Source organism: Sulfitobacter sp. PM12 (assembly GCF_045586035.1).
Taxonomy (GTDB): Bacteria; Pseudomonadota; Alphaproteobacteria; order Rhodobacterales; family Rhodobacteraceae; genus Sulfitobacter; species Sulfitobacter pontiacus.
This window is the reverse complement of sequence record NZ_CP151536.1, coordinates 1-19,495: the sequence shown is the minus strand read 5'-3', so window position 1 is coordinate 19,495 and position 19,495 is coordinate 1. Positions and strand designations below refer to the sequence as shown.

Here is a 19,495-nt window from a genome sequence, read left to right as displayed (position 1 = left end):
CCCCTTTGCGGGTAAAGCTTACTTTCGAAAAGGATCGATGATCAAAGATGTGATCGTATCTGGGTAATCCCATTCCTGAGGGTCAAGCCCGTACCGGATGGATCGATCAAGATCCTTCTCTTTGATGTAGGTGCCGAATATCCGATCCCATATGGTGAAAATTAGACCCAGATTGCGGTTATAGTGCCGTTTTTCTGCACTGTGATGCACGCGGTGCTCTTCTGGCGTGAAGATCACAAAACCTAGCCAGTACTGCCCTCGAAATGAAGCAATGTTTGAGTGATGCCAAATATTGATGGTAAACTGTATACCAGTGAAAATAAGAAGCCCTTCCGCTTGAAGCCCCAGTATCGGCGTGAGGAAAAGCCCGATTGCCTGGACCATCAGAGCTTCGAAGGGGTGGTGCAAAAAGCTGGTGCTCGCCGAGACGATATTGTCGGAATGGTGAACCCGGTGGATCCGCCAGAGGCCATGATAGCGATGCAAGAGCCAATGCATGAGAAAGGCAATGAAGTCTAAGGCTAAGATGGTCAAAGCAGCATTCAACCAGATGGGAAAGTCCCCAATATTTAATAAGCCGCTCCCTACGCTTTCCGATAGTCTCGCGACGGCGTAGCCCGCTACGGGAAGAATTAGAACTCCTAGCAAGGTTGAGCATAGCAAAAGCATTACTGAGGCTAACCAACGCCCTGGAGATACAAGAACCCGTCTCCTGGGGAACTGCCACTCCAGGTAAGTGGCCAAACCACCGACCAAAAAAATGGGCACTAGGAATTCAAACGGCGCGACAAAATCCATAAGGCTCTTCATAACGGAAAAACCGAACCACAAAGATCATGAAACCTTATCGGTGACATGTTCAACGTGATTATGATCGGGATTTGCGCCGCTCGTAAATCAGCACCGCCAAGCCAACCACGACGATGATAGCAGCCAGAGCACCGGCCGTTGAAACTTCAGGAACGTTACTAGGAGCGGGCATAATTCCAGCAACTACTGATGTTGACCAGCTAGTCCCTACTAGGCTTGTTACTAAGAAGGTCTTTTTGTGGTTGTGAGCTAAAGGCATGTTCACTGTTCCTTTTTTTCAGTGGCTTATGAAAATAAAGTCTATTGGCGAAAAATAATCTGCTTAAGGTAGCAAGCTGTAGATTTGTAAGTGTGTCAAGACTTAAGGCTGTGCGTGATGGTTAATGCAATCGAGCGCCTGACTGACAGATCTATGAAAAGGTGTTATCAGTAGGGCATTGTAAACAGTCGGGTACTCTCATGATAGAAAAGCCCCATCCTTCTGCCGGTGCGGCGCTTTCAGACGAGGCCCAGGCACTCAATGGTCGCGACAACACTAAAATACATATCCCTGACGATGTAGCATCTTCAGGCACTCTTGATCGTTTGGTCGATACCGCGCGTGATTATGCCCGTCAGGCGACGGCTGAAAACACCAATGCAGCCTACAAGGCGGATTGGGCTCACTTTACGCGGTGGTGCCGTCGGCGAGGTGCGGATCCGTTGCCTCCTAGCCCTGAGTTGATCGGGCTCTACATTGCAAATTGTGCAGCGCCCGACACGAAAGCGCCTGCCTTATCTGTATCCACAATTGAGCGTCGCCTTTCCGGGCTGGGGTGGCAGTATCAACAAAGGGGATTTGTGCTTGATCGGAAGAACCGCCACATCGCGAGTGTCCTCGCAGGCATCCGCCGTAAGCACGGCCGTCCGCCCGTCCAAAAGGAAGCGGTGCTCGCCGAGGATATCTTGGCCATGACTGCAACCTTACCTTTCGATCTACGAGGGCTGCGCGATCGGGCGATATTGCTGATCGGTTATGCGGGTGGCTTGCGTCGCTCCGAGATTGTTAGTCTGGATGTTGCTCGCGACGACACTCCTGACAGCGGCGGCTGGATCCAGATAGAAGATGCGGGTGCAGTGCTGTTTTTGCGTGGCAAGACAGGCTGGCGAGAGGTCGAGATTGGCCGGGGATCAACCAATCAAACCTGTCCTGTGCACGCTATCGAACAATGGTTGCACTTTGCGCGCATCAACTTTGGCCCGATCTTTGTACGCACCACGCGTGATGGCACCCGCGCTCTTGATGCGCGCTTGTCCGATAGGCATGTGGTACGGCTGATCAAACAAACAGTTCTTGCTGCTGGCCTACGTAGCGACTTGCCTGATGCAGAACGTGTGGCCCTCTATTCGGGTCACAGTCTGCGTGCCGGCCTCGCCTCCAGCGCCGCAGTCGACGAGCGTTATGTGCAAAAGCATCTCGGTCATGCCTCTGCCGAGATGACACGGCGCTACCAGCGACGGCGTGACCGGTTTCGGGTTAATATGACCAAGGCAGCTGGGCTTTAAGGTGACAAGTATGCCTTTTTATAAGGGAGACCATAAAAGCATCCACCCTAACTGATGCGCAGCGAATGTTTCAACGTCTAGAGCAAAAGCCTAAAGCCCGTCCGGCTGAAGTCGTTGCGGTGGGAATGCTCAATAGCCACCGGATATAAAAAAAACTGCTACCCAGTTTATCTAGGTAGCAGCTCAAACTTGGGATTCTGGAAGTCTAAAGTTTAGAAGCGGTAGTTTACACCGAACTTGATTTGCTGAAGATTAGCTTCTAGCTGGCCGTCAGTGTTATCGACATCACCAAAGTCTGTGTAGCTATACTCTGCGTACCCGGTCCAGTTTTCGGTGAACATGTATTCACCGCCGAAACCGATTGTCACGCCATCGAGATCCTCGGAGTCGCGATCTCCACCAAGGGAAACTTCGCCCTCAGCTTGGCTGTAGCCCAACAAGCCGTATGCAAGGAAGTTATCTTTCACAAGATAACCACCACGCGCAAAGATGGTCGCCATATCTTGGATTTCGACGTCTACGCCGGAACCTGCCAAAATGCCTTCGCCGTCACCGTCGTATGATCCGAAATTATACTCAGCCCCGAGACCGAACAGCCCGCGGCCGAACTGCCAATCGTAGCCTGCGCGCAGTGCACCGGATACACCGTTGGGCTCGGAGAGATTGTCGCTAAATCCGTTGGTGGTCAAAAGCGAAGCCAAGTCATCGTTCGCATCAAGCGACCCAAAACCGTAGCTAATGTTGCCACCGATGTAGCCACCAGTCCATGTTTGAAAAACAGGCTGCTCAGCGGCAATTACGGGTTGTTCCGTCACTGGGGCGACCAGATCACCCGCCAGTACTGGGCTCGAAATAAGCACAGCTAGCGCAGCTCCGTAGATAGAAGTCTTCATTTGGAATTCCTTTAAGGATTATCGTTAACCAGTGTTAATTTTCAGTTTATCGGGCGCTTCGCAAGGACACCTTATGGTTGATTTAATGTATGTTGGCTGCATGTGATAATTGTGCATCTTTTGCGAGCTGTTCGGATCTGAATACTACGCTAGAACGCTCTTATTGTTTGTTTTTTATGGGAGGATACCGAGATATTGTAGCGGAACACTCAGTCAGGCACAGTGTGTTACAGTGCTGCTGCCCCCGCAGGCGTGCCAGCCTTGGGAAGGGTGTTGCGCAAGAGCGCTTAGCGGCTTACCAAAAAATAGATCGTAAAAAGACTTAAATCTGCAACGCTTGCGCAAGATTTGGTGGCCTGAAGTTAAATTTTTGCCGCAGTACAGCTCCTGTGAGTAGTAGCGTTCACGTAAATCAAACAGCTCTCTAAAAGGCATCTACATGCACATTTTGATGACGGTGAATGCCGCTTGGAATATCTGGAATTTTCGAAGACCGCTTGTTGAAGCCCTGTCGGCTGATGGGCATCAAATTACGGTTCTAGCGCCACCCGATGACACGGTAGCCGAACTTGAACGGATCGGCTGTCGTTTCCGGTCACTTGAAATGAGCGTTAAAGGGCTGAACCCGATTGAGGATCTAAAACTGCAGCGCAGGCTGAAGCGGATTTTTCGCGAGGAACAACCGGACGCCGTACTGAGCTTTACGATCAAGAATAACATTTTTGGGGCAAGGGCTGCACGCGCGGCCGGTGTGCCATTTATTCCAAATGTGACAGGCCTGGGCACTGCCTTTCTATCTGGCGGTTTCTTGCAGACCGTTGCTGAACAGCTTTATCGCCGCGCCTTTGCTAAACTGCCGATCGTGTTCTTCCAGAATGAAGATGACCGAGATCTGTTTCTTGACCGCAAGCTAGTGCGCATGGATCAGGCGCGACTGCTGCCGGGGTCCGGCATCGACCTAGCGCGCTTCGCTTCGGCAGAGCTGCCTTCAGCGGACGCGCCGCCTGTGTTTTTAATGATTGCGCGTCTTTTGCGGGACAAGGGTGTAATCGAATTCGTCGCGGCGGCACGACAGATCAAGGCGCGACATCCGAATGCGCGGTTCCAGCTACTGGGCGCAGCCGGTTCGGAAAACCGTACCGCGATCGACACCGCGACCGTCGAGGGGTGGGTGGCCGAAGGGGTGGTCGAATATCTTGGCACGACCAGCGATGTGCGCCCGGCGATCGCTGCCGCCTCCTGTGTCGTGCTGCCCTCGTACCGCGAGGGCGCACCGCGCACGCTGATCGAGGCGGCTGCCATGGCTCGACCGCTCATCGCAACCGACGTGCCTGGTTGCCGTGCTGTGGTCGATCACGATGTGTCGGGTTTTCTGTGCGCAGTGCGAAATGCTGATAGTCTCGCTGCGGCGATGGAGCGGTTTCTGGCGCTCTCGCCGCAAGCCAGGGCCGAGATGGGACAAGCCGGGCGTCTTAAGATGGAGCGCGAATTTGACCAGGCGTTGGTTGTCACAGCCTATCGTCAGGCCCTCGCCGGCCACGGGCAAGGCTGATCTTAGTGGACACCGTCTTTTTCATTGTATCGAAACTGGTTGGCGCACTCTTACGGCCGGATACCTGGATTGTCATCGCCTTGGCGGGCATCGTACTTGCATTGATCTTTCAACGCAGGCGTATGGCGCTCTGGATCAGCAGCATCTCATTGGCGCTGCTGATCGCGCTGAGCGCCCTGCCGCTCGGAGATCTTCTTTTGCAGCCCATCGAGCGCCGCTATCCGGCTAATCCTAACCTTGATGCAGTCGATGGCATCATTGTGCTCGGTGGTGGTGAAAACGCCCGTGCCAGTGCCTTTTGGAGCCAAGTGCAGCTCAACGAAGGCGCGGAGCGCTACACGGCTGCGCTGGCTCTCGCGCGTCGGTTCCCCGAGGCACAGGTTCTCTTTACAGGGGGGAGCGGCGCACTTCGGAACGCGGCCGGTGCCACCACCTCGGAGGCTGCTATTGCCGAGCGATTTTTTCTTGAACAAGGCATATTGCCTGAACGCCTGCTTCTGGAGGGGCGATCGCGCAACACTGCGGAAAACGCCCGACTTAGTTTGAAGCTTGCGAGGCCTGCCCCGGATGAAACTTGGGTTCTGATCACCAGCGCGTTTCACACGCCGCGCGCCATGCGTAGCTTTGAAGCCGCAGGCTGGGATTGTCTTGTGGCTTGGCCTGTCGACTATCGCACATCAAGGTTCGGGGACGGCATCGGCTGGAACCTAATTCAGAATCTAGCTGTGCTAAACACTGCAATTCGTGAGCGCGTGGGACAGCTTGCGTACCGGCTTAGCAGGCGATGAAGGGTTGCTACACTATACTGCGCGTAGCTGATCCGATTTTAGGGCAGCTCTGGTTTGCCTGCCCATGATATCCAGCAACACCCAAACGCGGCGATCTGGCTCTATGGTTTCGATAGTGGTGATTACATCCGCAAACGGGCCTGTCGTTATCGCGACCTGATCGCCCGGCTGCAGGCATTTTGGCGACAGAAGTTCGTCGCCTTGATCGCAGCGCAGCATCAACTGGCTGACTAGGCCAAAGGGAACTGGGGTCGGCTTATTGCTGAGACTAACAATCCGTGTGATGCCATAGGTGGAATTCACCGCACGCCAATGCCCTTGCTTCACATCAAAAGCCACAAACAGATAGCCTGGAAACAGCGGGCGCTTCCTGACAGTGAACTTGCCACGGACGCGTGTGGTCTCTTCATGTAGGGGTAAAAACGTCTCGAAGCCCTGCTGAACCAGATTGCGGTAGGCAATTTTATGGCTGTTGGGTTTGAATTGGGCCAGAAACCAAGTTGTTCCGCTCTTGTGATCTCTCATAGGGGCCCTGCTTGCTCAACTTTGAACGACCGTGCCTTTGATCGCGCCCGTCTTCAACCCCGAACTTATGTATACGCCCCCTACTGTGGGTTGAGGAGACGCGGATATTCTCTTCCGGACTTGTTCATGTGTTGCCGTTCATTCGCGGCTTGCTCAAAGCGTATGTTGCCCGAAGCGTTTTACGCTTGTGATGCGCGTGTATAAGGCACTCCAACCCAACCAGTTTCCATTGAGTGTCGCAAATAAATAACATTGTTTGAACAGTTCTAGCTTTTCGTAAAGACAGCATCATGCTACCGCTCAAAGTTGAACGATTATGCCTAAATTAGAGCATCTTATTCAGATTACAGTAAGCACAAGAAGAGCCGCCGGCACTTCTTGTGCGGCAGCCTGCGAAAAGAGTGCTATCTGATGGTGGGGCAGCGCAGCGAAGCACAAGAGGACTTGCGTTTTCGCGTTCTGCGCTTGCTGCAGGAAAACCCCGAAATGTCCCAACGGGATATTGCGGCCGCGGTCGGGATAAGTGTTGGCGGTGTGCATTACTGTCTGAATGCCTTAGTGGAAAAAGGTATGGTTAAGCTCGGAAATTTCTCGGCTGCGAACGACAAGCGCCGCTATGCCTATATCCTGACGCCAAAGGGCCTGACTGAAAAAGCTGCGCTTACATCACGATTTCTCAAGCGGAAGATGGAAGAATACGAAGCGCTTAAAAAGGAAATAGAGACGCTTCAAACCGAAGTGAATTTGGGGGCCGATATGGCATCCGGATCTCGACAATAATAGCAAACCGAAAAGATATTTTAATGAAACGCATTTTAATCACCGGCACCGCTGGTTTTATCGGCTTCCATCTGGCCAAGCTCCTGCTCGCTGAAGGCTTTATTGTCCACGGTTTTGACGGGATGACGGATTACTACGATGTGGCTCTCAAACAGCGCCGTCACCAGATGCTGCTTCAAAGCCCAAATTTTGCCGCGACGGAAGGGATGCTTGAGGATCAGGCTTTGTTCGACCGCGTCGCTGATGAATTCGCTCCGGATGTCATTGTCCATCTGGCCGCGCAGGCTGGCGTTCGTTACAGCCTGGAGAACCCGCGCGCCTACCTCGATAGCAATGTGATCGGTACCTTCAATGTGATGGAGGCGGCGCGGCGCTTAAAGGTCAAGCATTTGATGATGGCGTCGACCTCGTCAGTTTACGGTGCTAACGAAGAGATGCCTTTCATCGAGACTGAAAAGGCTGATACGCAGCTGACCATCTATGCGGCGACAAAGAAGGCCACCGAGAGCATGGGGCATTCCTATGCTCATATACACGATCTACCCACCACAATGTTCCGGTTCTTTACCGTCTATGGCCCATGGGGTCGGCCAGATCTGGCGCTTTATAAGTTCGTAGATGCAATGCTGGATGGGCGGCCGATCGACATCTATAACCACGGCGATATGTACCGTGACTTCACCTATGTTGATGATCTTGTCCGCGCGATCCGCTTGTTGATCGACGCAGTACCAAAGCGGCCAGAGGATGGCGTTGTGGCAGAAGGCGACAGCCTTTCCCCGGTGGCTCCGTACCGTGTGGTCAATATCGGTAACTCCGACAAAGTACGGTTGCTAGATTTTGTAAACGCGATTGAAGACTGTCTCGGTCAAAAAGCCCAGCGGAACTATATGGGCATGCAAACCGGCGATGTGCCCGCGACTTGGGCCAATGCGGAGCTTCTGAAAACACTCACGGGCTATCGCCCTCAGACAGATTTCCGGGATGGCATCGCACGGTTTGTCGAGTGGTACAGGGAGTATTCAGGGAAATGAGTTCGGAAATGCAAAAAATAGCAGTCATCGGGCTTGGCTATGTTGGCCTTCCGCTTGCCATAGAGTTTGGTAAAATTCGCCCAGTGATCGGCTTTGACATCAACCAAAGCCGCATTAATGCATTGCGCGAAGGTCGTGACGATACGCTGGAGGCTTCTGAGGGAGAGCTTCGCGAGGCTTCACACCTTTCATTCACGACAAATTCTGCAGACCTGGCGAACGCGCAAATCTACATCGTTACCGTTCCAACCCCGATCGATGCGCACAAGCGCCCAGACCTGACGCCGCTGATTAAAGCGTCAGAAACCTTGGGCAAAGTTCTGAAACACGGCGACATCGTAATCTACGAATCCACCGTATATCCCGGTGCCACAGAAGAAGACTGTGTGCCCGTGCTGGAGCGCGTCTCAGGCTTGACCTTTAACGAAGACTTTTTTACGGGATATTCTCCTGAACGGATCAATCCCGGAGACAAGACGCACCGCTTGCCAGATATCCGTAAGGTAACGTCCGGATCCACACCCGACATCGCCGAGAAAGTGGATCAGCTTTATGCCAGAATTATCACAGCAGGCACGTACAAAGCTGAAAGCATCCGTGTCGCAGAAGCTGCGAAGGTGATTGAAAACACGCAGCGGGATCTGAACATCGCTCTGGTCAACGAGCTGGCCATCATCTTCAATAAGATGGGCATCGACACCGAGGCCGTGCTGAAGGCCGCAGGTACGAAGTGGAACTTTCTGCCGTTCCGCCCGGGGCTGGTCGGCGGCCATTGCATTGGCGTGGACCCCTATTACCTGACCCATAGGGCCGAGGCGATAGGGTATCACCCTCAAGTGATCCTTGCAGGGCGACGTATCAATGATGGCATGGGGGCATATGTTTCCGGGCAACTGGTGAAGGCTATGTTGAAGCGGCGTATTCAGGTCAATGGTGCGCGAGTGCTGGTCCTAGGGCTTACCTTCAAGGAGAACTGTCCTGACCTACGAAATACGCGTGTTGTCGACGTTGTGCATGAATTGCAGGATTACGGCGTGCACGTGGATGTGCATGATCCTTGGACGAACGCAGACGAGGCGCACGAGGAATATGGAGTGAACCTCGTAGAATCTCCGCAATGTGACTACTACGACGGGATCGTTCTGGCCGTTGCGCATGACCAATTCAAAGTTATGGGAGCCAATGAGATGCGCGGTTTCGGCAAAGATAATCACATTCTTTACGACTTAAAGAATGTACTTGATACGCATGAAAGCGACCTGAGATTGTGAGCTTAAAAGAGGGAAAAATATGACGGTAAATATTCACCCGACGGCAATAGTGATGCCAGGAGCAAAGATAGGCGATAACACCGTTATTGGGCCTTTTTCGATAATTGGAGAAATGGCAGATATTGGTGCAGGTTGTCAAATTGGTTCACATTGCGAAATTGGAGTTGAATCCGGGATGCTTTCTTCCGGGACAGTTCGTATTGGTGCTGAAGCGATCATTCGTTCGGGTAGTATTATTTATCAAAATAGCACTTTTGGAAGCGAGCTGAAGACAGGACATCGCGTTACGCTTCGTGAAGGGATAGTTGCTGGCGATGGTTTTCAGGTTGGAACATTGAGCGATCTGCAGGGGCACTGTAAGATAGGTAATCATGTCCGATTGCACAGCAATGTTCACATTGGCCAAAGAAGTACTCTAGGCAGTTTTATTTGGATATTTCCATACGTTGTACTTACGAATGACCCTCATCCGCCTAGTGAAATTCTTGAAGGATGCACCGTCGGTGATTTTGCAATTATCGCTACAATGTCAACGGTTCTGCCCGGTAAGAAGATTGGGCGAGGAGCATTGGTTGGGGCAATGACACTGGTTCGGGAAGACGTGCCGGAAGACACGATTTGTGTTGGAGTACCTGGTCGAAATATTGGTAGGACCTCAAAGATTCGGTTCAAGAACAGTGGAGATCCTGTTTACCCTTGGCGCCGTCATTTTCAGCGAGGTTATCCAAAAAATATTGTTGCTGAATGGAAAAAAGAATTTCCCGAAGAAGGCGTGCGAATATGAGATCGATTAATGGGGTGGTAAGGCAAATTCAGCTTCCGCAGGTGCGCGATCCACGTGGGGACTTGACCTTTGTAGAGGGTAATATCCATGTGCCCTTCAATATTGCTCGTGTATATTACCTTTACAACGTTCCGGTCGATGCCGAGCGAGGCGGTCATGCACACCGGGATCTGGAACAAGTGGTTTTCGCACTTTCCGGCAGCTTCCGCATGAAGATAGATGATGGAACGAACAAGACCGAATATTGGCTGCGCGATCCGCGCAAAGGTCTCTACATTAATCGCTTGATTTGGCGTGAGATGGATAGCTTTAGTCAAGGTGTCGTTTGCATGGTTCTAGCTTCACACCCTTACGATGAAGCTGATTACTATCGGAATTATGATGAATTTATCGTTGCTGTGAATGAAGGTATAAAATGAAAGTACCTTTCCTCGACCTTGGTGCATCCTATCGTGAATTGAAGTCTGAAATCGATACAGCAATCTCGCGGGTGTTAGATAGCGGCTGGTATATACTGGGCCCAGAAGTCGAAGCGTTTGAAGCGGAATGGGCCGAATACTGCGAATCCAATCATGCGGTGGGACTGGCCAATGGGCTGGATGCACTTATCCTTGCTTTACGCGCACTTGCCGTGGGTCCGGGAGACGAGGTGATCGTTCCGTCCAACACCTACATCGCGACTTGGCTGGCCGTTTCCGCTGTTGGTGCTACGCCGGTGCCAGTTGAGCCCGATCCCGCCACCCATAACATCGATCCTGATCGGATATCCGCAGCGATTACACCGCGGACCAAGGTTCTGTTGCCGGTCCACCTGTATGGCCAGCCTGCCGACATGGATCCGATCTTAAAACTTGCCCGCAAACAGAATATCGCAGTGGTCGAGGATGCGGCGCAGGCGCATGGCGCTCTTTATAAGAATAAACGTATTGGCGGGCATGGGGACATCGTTTGCTGGAGCTTCTATCCTGGAAAAAACCTTGGAGCCTTGGGCGATGGAGGTGCCATTACCACCAACCGCGCCGATCTGGCGGACAAGGTTCAAGTGCTGCGCAACTACGGCAGCCGGGTCAAATACGTGAATGAGGTACAGGGTGTAAACTCGCGCCTTGATCCAATCCAGGCGGCAGTGCTGCGTGTGAAGCTCAAACATCTCGACGAATGGACTGACCGCCGCCGGATGATCGCGGGGGCCTATAGCGAAAACCTGAAAGACAGCGGGCTGATCCTGCCACGTGTCCCAGACTGGGCGGACCCCGTGTGGCATCTCTATGTTGTTCGAAGCCCTGAACGGGATGCATTGCAAAAGCACCTTGAAGAGGCTGGCATTGGTACATTAATCCATTATCCGATCCCGGCGCATATGCAGGACGCTTACAAAAGCTTGGGGATGGCCGATGCTGACTTTCCTCTTGCCAGTCAGTTGGCGGATGAGGTGTTAAGTCTGCCAATAGGGCCACAGATGCTGCCGAATGATATTACCATCGTCAACAACCAAATCACACTGGGGGCAAGTCTATGAGAGGAAAGATCATATGTCATATAGGCCCCCCAAAAACAGCAACTACTTCAATGCAGATTGCTCTCAGCTCAGTTACTTTGGAAGATTTTGTATATGTCGGAACATTTCAGCCCCGTGAATTGAGCGAAGGCAGCTTGAGTCATAAGTTGCACAAATTTTGTGAAAATAGTAGAGATTACTCCTCTGTTGAAAAGCTAGAAATTACTCAAGAATTATCTAATCTAGTTAATGCTGGAAAGACAGTATTTGTTTCGGAAGAGATGTTTTTAGTGCATCAGGACCATGCGTCTATAGAAAGAAAATTAGAATCCCTCAAGGCAATATTGGGTGACTTACCTTGCGAAATAGTGATAACGATAAGGGACCCAATACTTTCATTGCCGTCGTATTTTCAGGAGATATTCTCCTCTCTCCCAATTCACCTACAGTTGAATTTTCCAAAGTTTTGCCGCGATCATAGAGCGACATGTTATGACTACGAAAGATTATTGTCTGTACTCGAAAACGTCGGTTTCAAGGACGTAATACTAGTCGATTTTGATGAGCTAGCCGCTGGGAACGTGGATATTGGAAAGCTCACCGGGGAGAATAGATATATTGGATCCACCTTAAGTGTTGAAAAACACAATAGTGGAAAAGCCGGAAACGTTTCAACAGACAGATATTTGCCAGGTGTTTCTTTAAAAAGGTTGGGTGGCTTTGGTCCTGTGAAGCAAACGCTTAGCACTTTTAAAATAAGGTATTGGCCAGGATATTCCCGTTTTGTATCGTTAATTGACGGAATGATGCTTCAGCGAGCTAGCGTTCACAAGCTTAAGGTTCCAAAGGATATTGCTAAAAAATTTGGAGACGGGTATCAGAAAATGAAACGAAAAACTTTGAACGAAGATGTCTGAAACGCGCGGCCTTATAAAATCAATGTTGATTATTGGCAGCGCTCAAGCTGTAAATATCTTAATCTCTATTATACGGATGAAAGTACTAGCGGTTTTGTTAGGGCCCTCCGGCATTGGGTTGCTTGGCATCTACAATAGCTTGTTGAATGCCGTCGGGACAGCTGCCGGCCTCGGAATAGGGTCGAGCGGCGTGCGTCAAATTGCCAACTCTAGAGGGGCAGAGCTACAACTGAGCCGTATCAGACAAGTGTTGATGGCAGCCCATCTGGTGCAGGGTCTTATTGCCATGATCGGGGTCTGGTTACTTCGCGACCAATTATCTGAATGGCTGTTCGGCGATCAATCTTTCGCCACCGAAGTAGGGCTGGTCGGCCTTGCCATATTACTAACTCTGCTCGGAACGGCCCAAACGACACTGCTACAAGGGATGCGTCGGGTCGGTGATCTAGGCCGCGTCTCGGTTCTAGCGGCCTTAGCTGGTGCTATTGCAGGATTGTGGGCTGTATGGCTCTATGGAGAGGCAGGGTTGGTTTGGTTCGTAGTCGTTCAGCCGCTTTCAACAATCGTAATCGCGAAATATTATACCAGAAATTTGCCAAAGCCCACAGCGGGTTATCCTAGCGCGGCTCAAATTTGGATCTTGTGGAAACCCATGGCCAAACTTGGCGCGACTTTCATGCTGGGCGGGCTTGCCACTACGGCTACCCTGCTATTCGTGCGAGGGTACATTACGCAGGAGCTAGGGGTGGAGGCCACTGGCCAGTTTTCTGCGGCTTGGGGCCTCACAATGACTTATGTTGGGTTCCTTTTAGGCGCGATGGCGGCCGATTATTACCCTCGCTTGACCGAGGTCATCAGTGATCGTCCCGCCGCCACCCAGCTGATGAATGATCAGGCACAATTAGGGCTAGCGATCGGTGGGCCAGTTCTACTACTACTAATTGGGCTGGCACCATGGGTCTTAGCGTTATTGTATTCGCCCGAGTTTGCACCTGCTGCGGAATTGCTGCAATGGCAGACGGTAGGAAATGTGTTCAAGCTTGCAAGTTGGGCGCTAGGATTTGCATTTGTCGCAGCGGCACGTGGAGGTATTTTTCTTTTAATCCAAATTAACTTCAACGTTCTATTCACACTAATACTTTGGTTTGGTCTTGAGCCTTTCGGTCTGTCCGTTGCTGGCCCAGCATTCCTAATCGCGTACTGCTTGCACTTCGGTTTAATCAACGTTCTTGCTTACACATTTCAGGGCTTTAGATGGCAGCCTCTGTCACTTTTGTTGCTCGCACTGCACATTATACTAGCCTTGGCTCTTCTGGCACTGGCGCGGGCCACCCCTGAGGCAGCGGCTCTTACATCGATTTGCTTGGCGCTGGCAACCGGACTATTTGGCCTACGGGTCGTACTGATCAAAATGGGGCCAGAAGGGCGCATCGCCGCCCGCTTCGCTCGCATTTATGCCGCCATTGGCTGGCCAATTCGGAGCACTTGATGACAGCAAACCTGAAATTCATATCCGAGCGTCAACTGGTTACGTTCGCGCTCTTCTCGTACAACCAAGAGAATTATATCCGCGAAGCGATTAAGGGAGCGTTCTCACAGACTTATGAACCGCTGGAGATCATCCTGTCCGACGATTGCTCTAACGACGGGACCTTCAAAATCATGCAGGAGATGGCAGCCGAGTATGAGGGGCCACATAAAGTGCAAGTTCGGCAAAGCTGTGAAAACCGCCGACTTATGGGACATATCAACGATGTCGTGAGCCTAGCACAAGGCGATATTATTGTAATGGCGGCAGGCGATGATATTTCTTTGCCTGAGCGCACAGCAGAACATCTCACGATCTATAATAGATGGCCTGAAACCTATGCTGTATGTTCAGACTTCTTCCCAATGTCTGAGCCTTTTGCTCCCTTTAGAAAACAACGTCAGCAGGCTGTGCGTGAGTACACACTACTGCACCATATGAACAATGTTGGGGGGGTGGGATGCGGAGCAACTTACTCTTATAGGCGAAAGTGTTTTACTTGGCCCGCTTTCGTCCCAGAATGTATCGAGATGGAGGATAGAGTTCTACCAACTAGAGCTGCTCTTCTTGGTCGTGTAGCATTTCACAAAGGAAGACTAGTTCGTTATCGTACTCCAGGTGAAACTGGACAATTAGAAGTTAAAAGACGCTGGCTACGCAGTAAAGCTTTAAAGCCTATCGTTACACATTTGCGTGAAAACCTAAGGACTGCCAGAGCAAATAAAAGACTGGGCATGTTATCCGAGTTTGGCGCGCTTTTGGCACTGTACATTGGTTATCAAAAAGTTACGGTCGCAAACAAAAACAGTTCACGCCAAGGGAAGTTTCTGCGGAAGATTTTCGCTAATTTTATTGGGATGCCATCGGCTTTTATCCTTCGCATAAAGAGATTAACAGACTTTTATTCCCCGATCCTAAAGCGGGTAGGGCGTTAAATGGTGGCTCCAAAGATTATTTGGATGTATTGGCACAGCGGCCTTGCTGAAGCACCTCTTTTAGTGCGTATTTGCATCGAAAGCTGGCAACGTAGAAACCCCGGCTGGACAGTACGAGTTTTGGACGAAGATTCGCTGGCCGACTGGGTCAACATGCAGGATGTGCGCAACCGTAATCCGCGCATCACAATTCAAGCTTTCGCGGATGTTCTACGCTGGCGCCTCTTAAAAAAGTATGGTGGCGTCTGGGCTGACGCTACCCTCTATTGCAACAAATCACTTGATGACTGGTTGCCGGCCGAACTCCAAAACTCTGCAATATTTATGTTTCGCACTGATAATGTCGAGTTGATTTATAGTTGGTTCATTGCCGCGCACGATACTAGTGTGCTTGTCTCATCAATGGACAAACAAATGTCAGACTTTATATGCCGATTCGGTGGTTTCCGACATTACTTTGAACTGCGCGGAATTTGGAGAATTTATCATCTGATTGAGAAATCTGCAGGGCGTACAAACTACGTCATTTGGAGATCATGGCTATGGCGACGTTTTCTTAAAGCAGCGCCTTATTTTTTTCAAAACTATCTTATGGGATATCTAATCTCAAGCGACACTGATTGCAAAAACGAATTTAATAGAATTGCAATGTCTTACGGAGAATCGCCTCATTATCTGCAAGAAGTTACAAATAGTGGACAGCCACCTAGTGTTGAATCCGTACGAGACTTTCTAGAAGCAGGGTGCCCTGTTCAAAAACTTACACTTAAACGATATGTAGTAGAGTGGACGGAAGGCGGAATTCTAGACTTACTGGATCAGTATGGCCGAAAAAAGCAGAGCGCTTCTTTGGGAATATAAGATATCGTGTTAATTTTGTTTGGTTAGGTTGAAATTGCACCCATCTTTATCTTTATTTTTTCCGAAAATTAGAAAGTACAAATGTTTCTTCGTACAAGGTCGAAAACGGCAATGGAAACCGATCCCCAAATATTAATCGCTATAGAAACCTTAGGTGGAGGCGGAGCCGAGCGAGTTGCTTTAGATTTAGCACGTGCTTGGCCCGGGGATCATGCTCGGCCAGTGTTACTCGTAGGTTCCCGGTCTGGGCCGTATGCTGATCGTCTTCCACCTGACTTAGAGGTTATTGAGATTGGGCTCCCGTCTTCGCCACGAAAGGTTATCCCCTTCCTGTGGCGATTACGTCAAAAGTTAGCGGGGCGCCATATTGCAGGGATCTTGTCGCACATGACAGGAATGAATCGTATGATGCTACGTGCAGCTATGCTCGGTATCATTCGTGCGCCAGTCGTCGTCGTCGAGCACAACGATTTCCTTCGTAATCAGCAGGTGGCCGCCATGCCACGGCGACGAGCATTACTTCTTACACTTGAAACAGGGTTTCTTTATCGTCGCGCAGCCGCAGTTGTGGGTTGTTCGCTCGGCGTAGCGAAACAAGCTGCGTCGCTATTTAAACTCGATCCAGATCTAGTGCATGGTATTCCTAATCCAGTTGACGAGCGTTTTTCTGTCTCTGCGCCCATGTCTGCCGACACAGCTTCTTGGTTTGATAAATTGGAACGCCCCGTTTTTATATCAGTGGGCCGAATGGTACCTCAGAAGGGCTTTGACGATCTAATTCGTGCTTTCTCTGCACAAGAACGAGGTTCTCTGATTATTCTTGGCGAGGGTCCTCTCCGTACAGATTTGACTTCGCTAATTGAGGAAAAGTGCCTGAAAGGCAGAGTGCATATGCCTGGCTTTCTGCCTGCGCCTGAACAGATATTGCAGGCGGCGGATGTATATGTCTCCACCTCGCTTTGGGAAGGCTATCCGCTGGTTTTAATCGAAGCCTATAGCGCAGGTTTACCTATAGTTGCTCGCTTGTGCGATTTTGGACCCGAAGAAATTTTGACACCAACTCGGCCTGGCCAACTAGTACGATCAGGCCGAGTTGAAGATATTGCCGCAGCGATGACAGAGGTTGCCGCTACCATACCCCGCATGCCGCCGGGGTCCATTCCTCTGAAAGAAAACCAACCTAGCTATGTAGCAGCACGCTACCGTGCATTGTTTTAGCTGCAACTTTGTGAAACTGAAAAATTTAGGAAGATGCAGCAACTATGCCTTATAAGTCGATCCATAACCGCCATAGGTATCCACTCCGCGCAAACGCCTTTCCACTCGCTATTCCTACTCTATTTTGGAAGCCTACAAAATTAGTCCTGAAGATCTTCAAAGTGTTCGGCTGTACAGGTTATTTAAAAGTTAAGAGCGGCTCTAGAGAACTTGGCATAGGTCATACACAGACCCTCAATTCCCGCAAGAGCCATGCGGTTTACCGAAATTTCTGTCTTGTATACTGCACACAAAATTTGAATGCTTCGGCCCAACATTATGCGCAGTAAGACACCTTCCTCCGGATCATCTCGTCTACGTATCCTGATGCTCATTCCGCAGCTTGGTTTTGGTGGTGCAGAAGGGGCTTTCCTTCGTTTGGCCCATCATCTTGCAAAGGACGCTGATGTGACTATCGCTGTGATGGACCGACCGTATGGCGAGCCCTTAGATTCCGCAACCGCATGGACTGACTTGAAGGTTCTGCAACTGGATTATGGTTTGGGTGCAGTTAAAGGTATTCTCGGCAAAACGCGACGCTGGTGGCGGATGCTGCGCCATCTTCGATCACTTAAGCGGCAGAATGACATAGCAATCAGCTTTCTTTCGGGAATGAATCTACTGAATGCACTAACAGGAGTGAGAGCTCAGACCATCGTTTCCGAACGCGGTTCAAAGCAGCATGATATCGGCATGAGCCCGAGCCAGCGCTTTATGTGGACACGTTTTTTAGACCCACTAATATATAAACGCGCTGGCTGTGTAGTCGCGGCTTCGGAGGGCTTAGCCCATGAGTTAGTAACTGCCAATCCTTGGATTGCATCACGTGTTGTCGCGATAGAAGGAACGGTACATGCGAATGCGTTAGTCGATGCTGCCGAACTACCGGTTGCTTTAGACTTACGGCCTCTCGCCGATTGCGAGACAATAGTCGCCTTTGGTAGGTTACACATTCAGAAAGGCTATGATGTTCTTTTGTCGGCATTTTCCGAGGTCCGTGCACAGCGCCCGGCCGCCCGGCTTTTGCTGATTGGCGAGGGGGCTGAAGAAGACCGCCTGCGCTCAAGGGCATCAGAGCTTGGCCTTAGCATCTCTGATAAAGGAGCAACAGCAGACATAATCATGCCTGGTATGCAGAAAAACCCCATACACTTATTGCAGTTAGGGCGCGTTTTCGTACTTCCCTCACGCTTTGAGGGTTTACCTAATGCACTTATTGAAGCACTAGCAGCAGGCATTCCGGTATTGGCGGCCGATTGCCCTTGGGGGCCACGATCAATTCTTTCAGACGGTACTTTGCCTGAAGGCGGCGACACGCTCGCGCTGCCTCTTGCACTCTCCAATGGCACGTTGATGCCCTTACCAGATTCCCTAGACGCAATAGAAATTTGGGCCCGCGAAATTAAACGAGCAATTAGCCCAAACTTCAAGTTGCGCCGGACTCGTCCTGAACGGTTAGCTTCAATCGCGCGTTATGATATAGAATACACTGGACCAATATGGTTGAAACTCGCGGAAGAAATGGGTCGGGAAGCGATGCCGCGATGAACAAAAAACTACCAAAAGTTTTCGTCTTAGATGGATCGGTCGCCGTAACTGGTGCCTTCATATCAGCGCGTGATATGGCCCGCGCGCTGAGCGAGATTGCTGATGTTGAGCTTATATTATCCGATACCGCCTCCATTCCTTCTATCGAGCTGACAGAATTTGCCGCTGTGCACTATATCCCGATCCGTCCACTTCGACGCAGACTGACAGATGCGGCGTTTTATCTTCCTCGCCTAGTCCAAGCCACGTGGCATCTACGCCAACTCACAGCATGTGAACCGAGCGCTATCATTTTAGTCAACGATTTTTATCTTACTCAGGGCCTGCTTCTGCGTTTACTCCGTCATCATGGGCCGATTATTACTTGGGTTCGCATTAATCCCGGAGCCTTCGGACGGATGGGACAAGTTTGGCTGGCTATAGCGGCACGGCTTTCGAACAAAATTGTGGCTGTTTCACAATACATACAGGATCTGCTGCCAGATAGTATAAAGTCGGACCTACTTTATGACCCCATTAGCGCTGAATACCTCTCAACTCCGTCACCACGAGATTCACATTCTCGGAATTTTATTTTTTTAGGGAATTACATAGACGGGAAAGGGCAGGATGTGGCGATTACCGCCTTTGCCCGACTATTAACCGATGTCCCACAAGCTAGACTTCATTTTCACGGTGGGGATATGGGGCTTTCCCGCAATCGTGCCTATCGTCGCGGACTAGAGGTGCAAGCTGCTTCTCTTGGTATATCCCATGCTGTAACATTCGGCGAGTTTGCCTACGATACTCGTTCTGTTCTCGCCGGTGCCTTCGCATCGTTGAACCTTTCGCGTTCCGAATCCTTCTCTCGCACGGTGCTGGAGGCAAGCGCCTATGGTTTACCTGTCATCGCTACCCGTAGTGGTGGCCCCGTCGAAATAATAGCAGACGGCGATACCGGGCTGATGATCCCAATAGACGATGTCAATG

Annotated in this window: 19 protein-coding genes; 16 read left to right on the top strand and 3 right to left on the bottom strand. The window is 50.7% G+C overall.

Annotated features, from left to right (window positions below; translation table 11 throughout):
- Window positions 1-18: 18 nt before the first annotated feature.
- Window positions 19-798, bottom strand: coding sequence for a sterol desaturase family protein (locus tag AADW22_RS18860; protein WP_407474971.1), 780 nt, complete (start codon window positions 796-798; stop codon window positions 19-21).
- 471 nt (window positions 799-1,269) lie between these two features.
- Between AADW22_RS18860 and AADW22_RS18855 the strand changes: the two genes are divergently transcribed.
- Window positions 1,270-2,355 carry a tyrosine-type recombinase/integrase gene (locus AADW22_RS18855; RefSeq protein WP_407474970.1) on the top strand — a complete coding sequence of 362 codons (1,086 nt, stop codon included), beginning with the start codon at window positions 1,270-1,272 and terminating at the stop codon, window positions 2,353-2,355.
- A gap of 212 nt (window positions 2,356-2,567) precedes the next feature.
- Here AADW22_RS18855 and AADW22_RS18850 read toward each other — a convergent pair whose 3' ends face one another.
- The gene (locus tag AADW22_RS18850; RefSeq protein WP_407474969.1) at window positions 2,568-3,248 is read right to left on the bottom strand and encodes an outer membrane protein; all 681 of its coding nucleotides are present in this window, start codon (window positions 3,246-3,248) and stop codon (window positions 2,568-2,570) included.
- A 439-nt stretch (window positions 3,249-3,687) separates the two neighbouring features.
- Between AADW22_RS18850 and AADW22_RS18845 the strand changes: the two genes are divergently transcribed.
- Window positions 3,688-4,800: a glycosyltransferase family 4 protein gene (locus tag AADW22_RS18845; protein ID WP_407474968.1), complete on the top strand. Its 1,113-nt coding sequence runs from the start codon at window positions 3,688-3,690 to the stop codon at window positions 4,798-4,800.
- A 5-nt stretch (window positions 4,801-4,805) separates the two neighbouring features.
- Window positions 4,806-5,588, top strand: a complete 783-nt coding sequence (locus AADW22_RS18840) for a YdcF family protein (protein ID WP_407474967.1) — start codon at window positions 4,806-4,808, stop codon at window positions 5,586-5,588.
- Window positions 5,589-5,600: 12 nt separating this feature from the next.
- Here AADW22_RS18840 and AADW22_RS18835 read toward each other — a convergent pair whose 3' ends face one another.
- The gene (locus AADW22_RS18835) at window positions 5,601-6,113 is read right to left on the bottom strand and encodes a transcription termination/antitermination protein NusG (protein ID WP_407474966.1); all 513 of its coding nucleotides are present in this window, start codon (window positions 6,111-6,113) and stop codon (window positions 5,601-5,603) included.
- Window positions 6,114-6,524: 411 nt separating this feature from the next.
- On the opposite strand from AADW22_RS18835, the gene AADW22_RS18830 reads away from it, so the two are divergent.
- The 13 genes from AADW22_RS18830 to AADW22_RS18770 form a co-directional block, all read left to right on the top strand.
- Window positions 6,525-6,893, top strand: a complete 369-nt coding sequence (locus AADW22_RS18830) for a MarR family EPS-associated transcriptional regulator (RefSeq protein WP_407474965.1) — start codon at window positions 6,525-6,527, stop codon at window positions 6,891-6,893.
- Between the two features lie 23 nt (window positions 6,894-6,916).
- Window positions 6,917-7,927 carry a GDP-mannose 4,6-dehydratase gene (locus AADW22_RS18825; protein ID WP_407474964.1) on the top strand — a complete coding sequence of 337 codons (1,011 nt, stop codon included), beginning with the start codon at window positions 6,917-6,919 and terminating at the stop codon, window positions 7,925-7,927.
- A gap of 8 nt (window positions 7,928-7,935) precedes the next feature.
- Window positions 7,936-9,198 carry a Vi polysaccharide biosynthesis UDP-N-acetylglucosamine C-6 dehydrogenase TviB gene (gene tviB, locus AADW22_RS18820; protein ID WP_407474963.1) on the top strand — a complete coding sequence of 421 codons (1,263 nt, stop codon included), beginning with the start codon at window positions 7,936-7,938 and terminating at the stop codon, window positions 9,196-9,198.
- Between the two features lie 19 nt (window positions 9,199-9,217).
- Entirely contained in the window at window positions 9,218-9,982 is a 765-nt protein-coding gene (locus AADW22_RS18815; protein WP_407474962.1) for an acyltransferase, read from the top strand.
- Complete coding sequence (locus tag AADW22_RS18810) at window positions 9,979-10,401, top strand: sugar 3,4-ketoisomerase (RefSeq protein ID WP_407474961.1); 423 nt, start codon at window positions 9,979-9,981, stop codon at window positions 10,399-10,401. Before AADW22_RS18815 ends, AADW22_RS18810 begins: the two co-directional genes overlap by 4 nt.
- A complete protein-coding gene (locus tag AADW22_RS18805) occupies window positions 10,398-11,501 on the top strand; it encodes a DegT/DnrJ/EryC1/StrS family aminotransferase (RefSeq protein WP_407474960.1) in 1,104 nt (367 codons plus the stop codon). Before AADW22_RS18810 ends, AADW22_RS18805 begins: the two co-directional genes overlap by 4 nt.
- Window positions 11,498-12,397, top strand: coding sequence for a hypothetical protein (locus AADW22_RS18800; RefSeq protein ID WP_407474959.1), 900 nt, complete (start codon window positions 11,498-11,500; stop codon window positions 12,395-12,397). The genes AADW22_RS18805 and AADW22_RS18800 overlap by 4 nt, the downstream gene beginning before the upstream one ends.
- On the top strand, window positions 12,390-13,886 hold the full coding sequence (locus tag AADW22_RS18795; RefSeq protein WP_407474958.1) for an O-antigen translocase: 1,497 nt from the start codon (window positions 12,390-12,392) through the stop codon (window positions 13,884-13,886). The genes AADW22_RS18800 and AADW22_RS18795 overlap by 8 nt, the downstream gene beginning before the upstream one ends.
- Complete coding sequence (locus AADW22_RS18790; RefSeq protein WP_407474957.1) at window positions 13,886-14,860, top strand: glycosyltransferase family 2 protein; 975 nt, start codon at window positions 13,886-13,888, stop codon at window positions 14,858-14,860. Before AADW22_RS18795 ends, AADW22_RS18790 begins: the two co-directional genes overlap by 1 nt.
- Window positions 14,861-14,884: 24 nt before the next feature.
- The gene (locus AADW22_RS18785) at window positions 14,885-15,721 is read left to right on the top strand and encodes a capsular polysaccharide synthesis protein (RefSeq protein ID WP_407474956.1); all 837 of its coding nucleotides are present in this window, start codon (window positions 14,885-14,887) and stop codon (window positions 15,719-15,721) included.
- 81 nt (window positions 15,722-15,802) lie between these two features.
- Window positions 15,803-16,939, top strand: a complete 1,137-nt coding sequence (locus AADW22_RS18780; protein ID WP_407474955.1) for a glycosyltransferase — start codon at window positions 15,803-15,805, stop codon at window positions 16,937-16,939.
- Between the two features lie 318 nt (window positions 16,940-17,257).
- Complete coding sequence (locus AADW22_RS18775) at window positions 17,258-18,526, top strand: glycosyltransferase (RefSeq protein ID WP_407474954.1); 1,269 nt, start codon at window positions 17,258-17,260, stop codon at window positions 18,524-18,526.
- The coding region (locus AADW22_RS18770; RefSeq protein WP_407474953.1) for a glycosyltransferase family 4 protein at window positions 18,523-19,495 on the top strand (973 nt) is incomplete at its 3' end. The genes AADW22_RS18775 and AADW22_RS18770, both read left to right, overlap by 4 nt.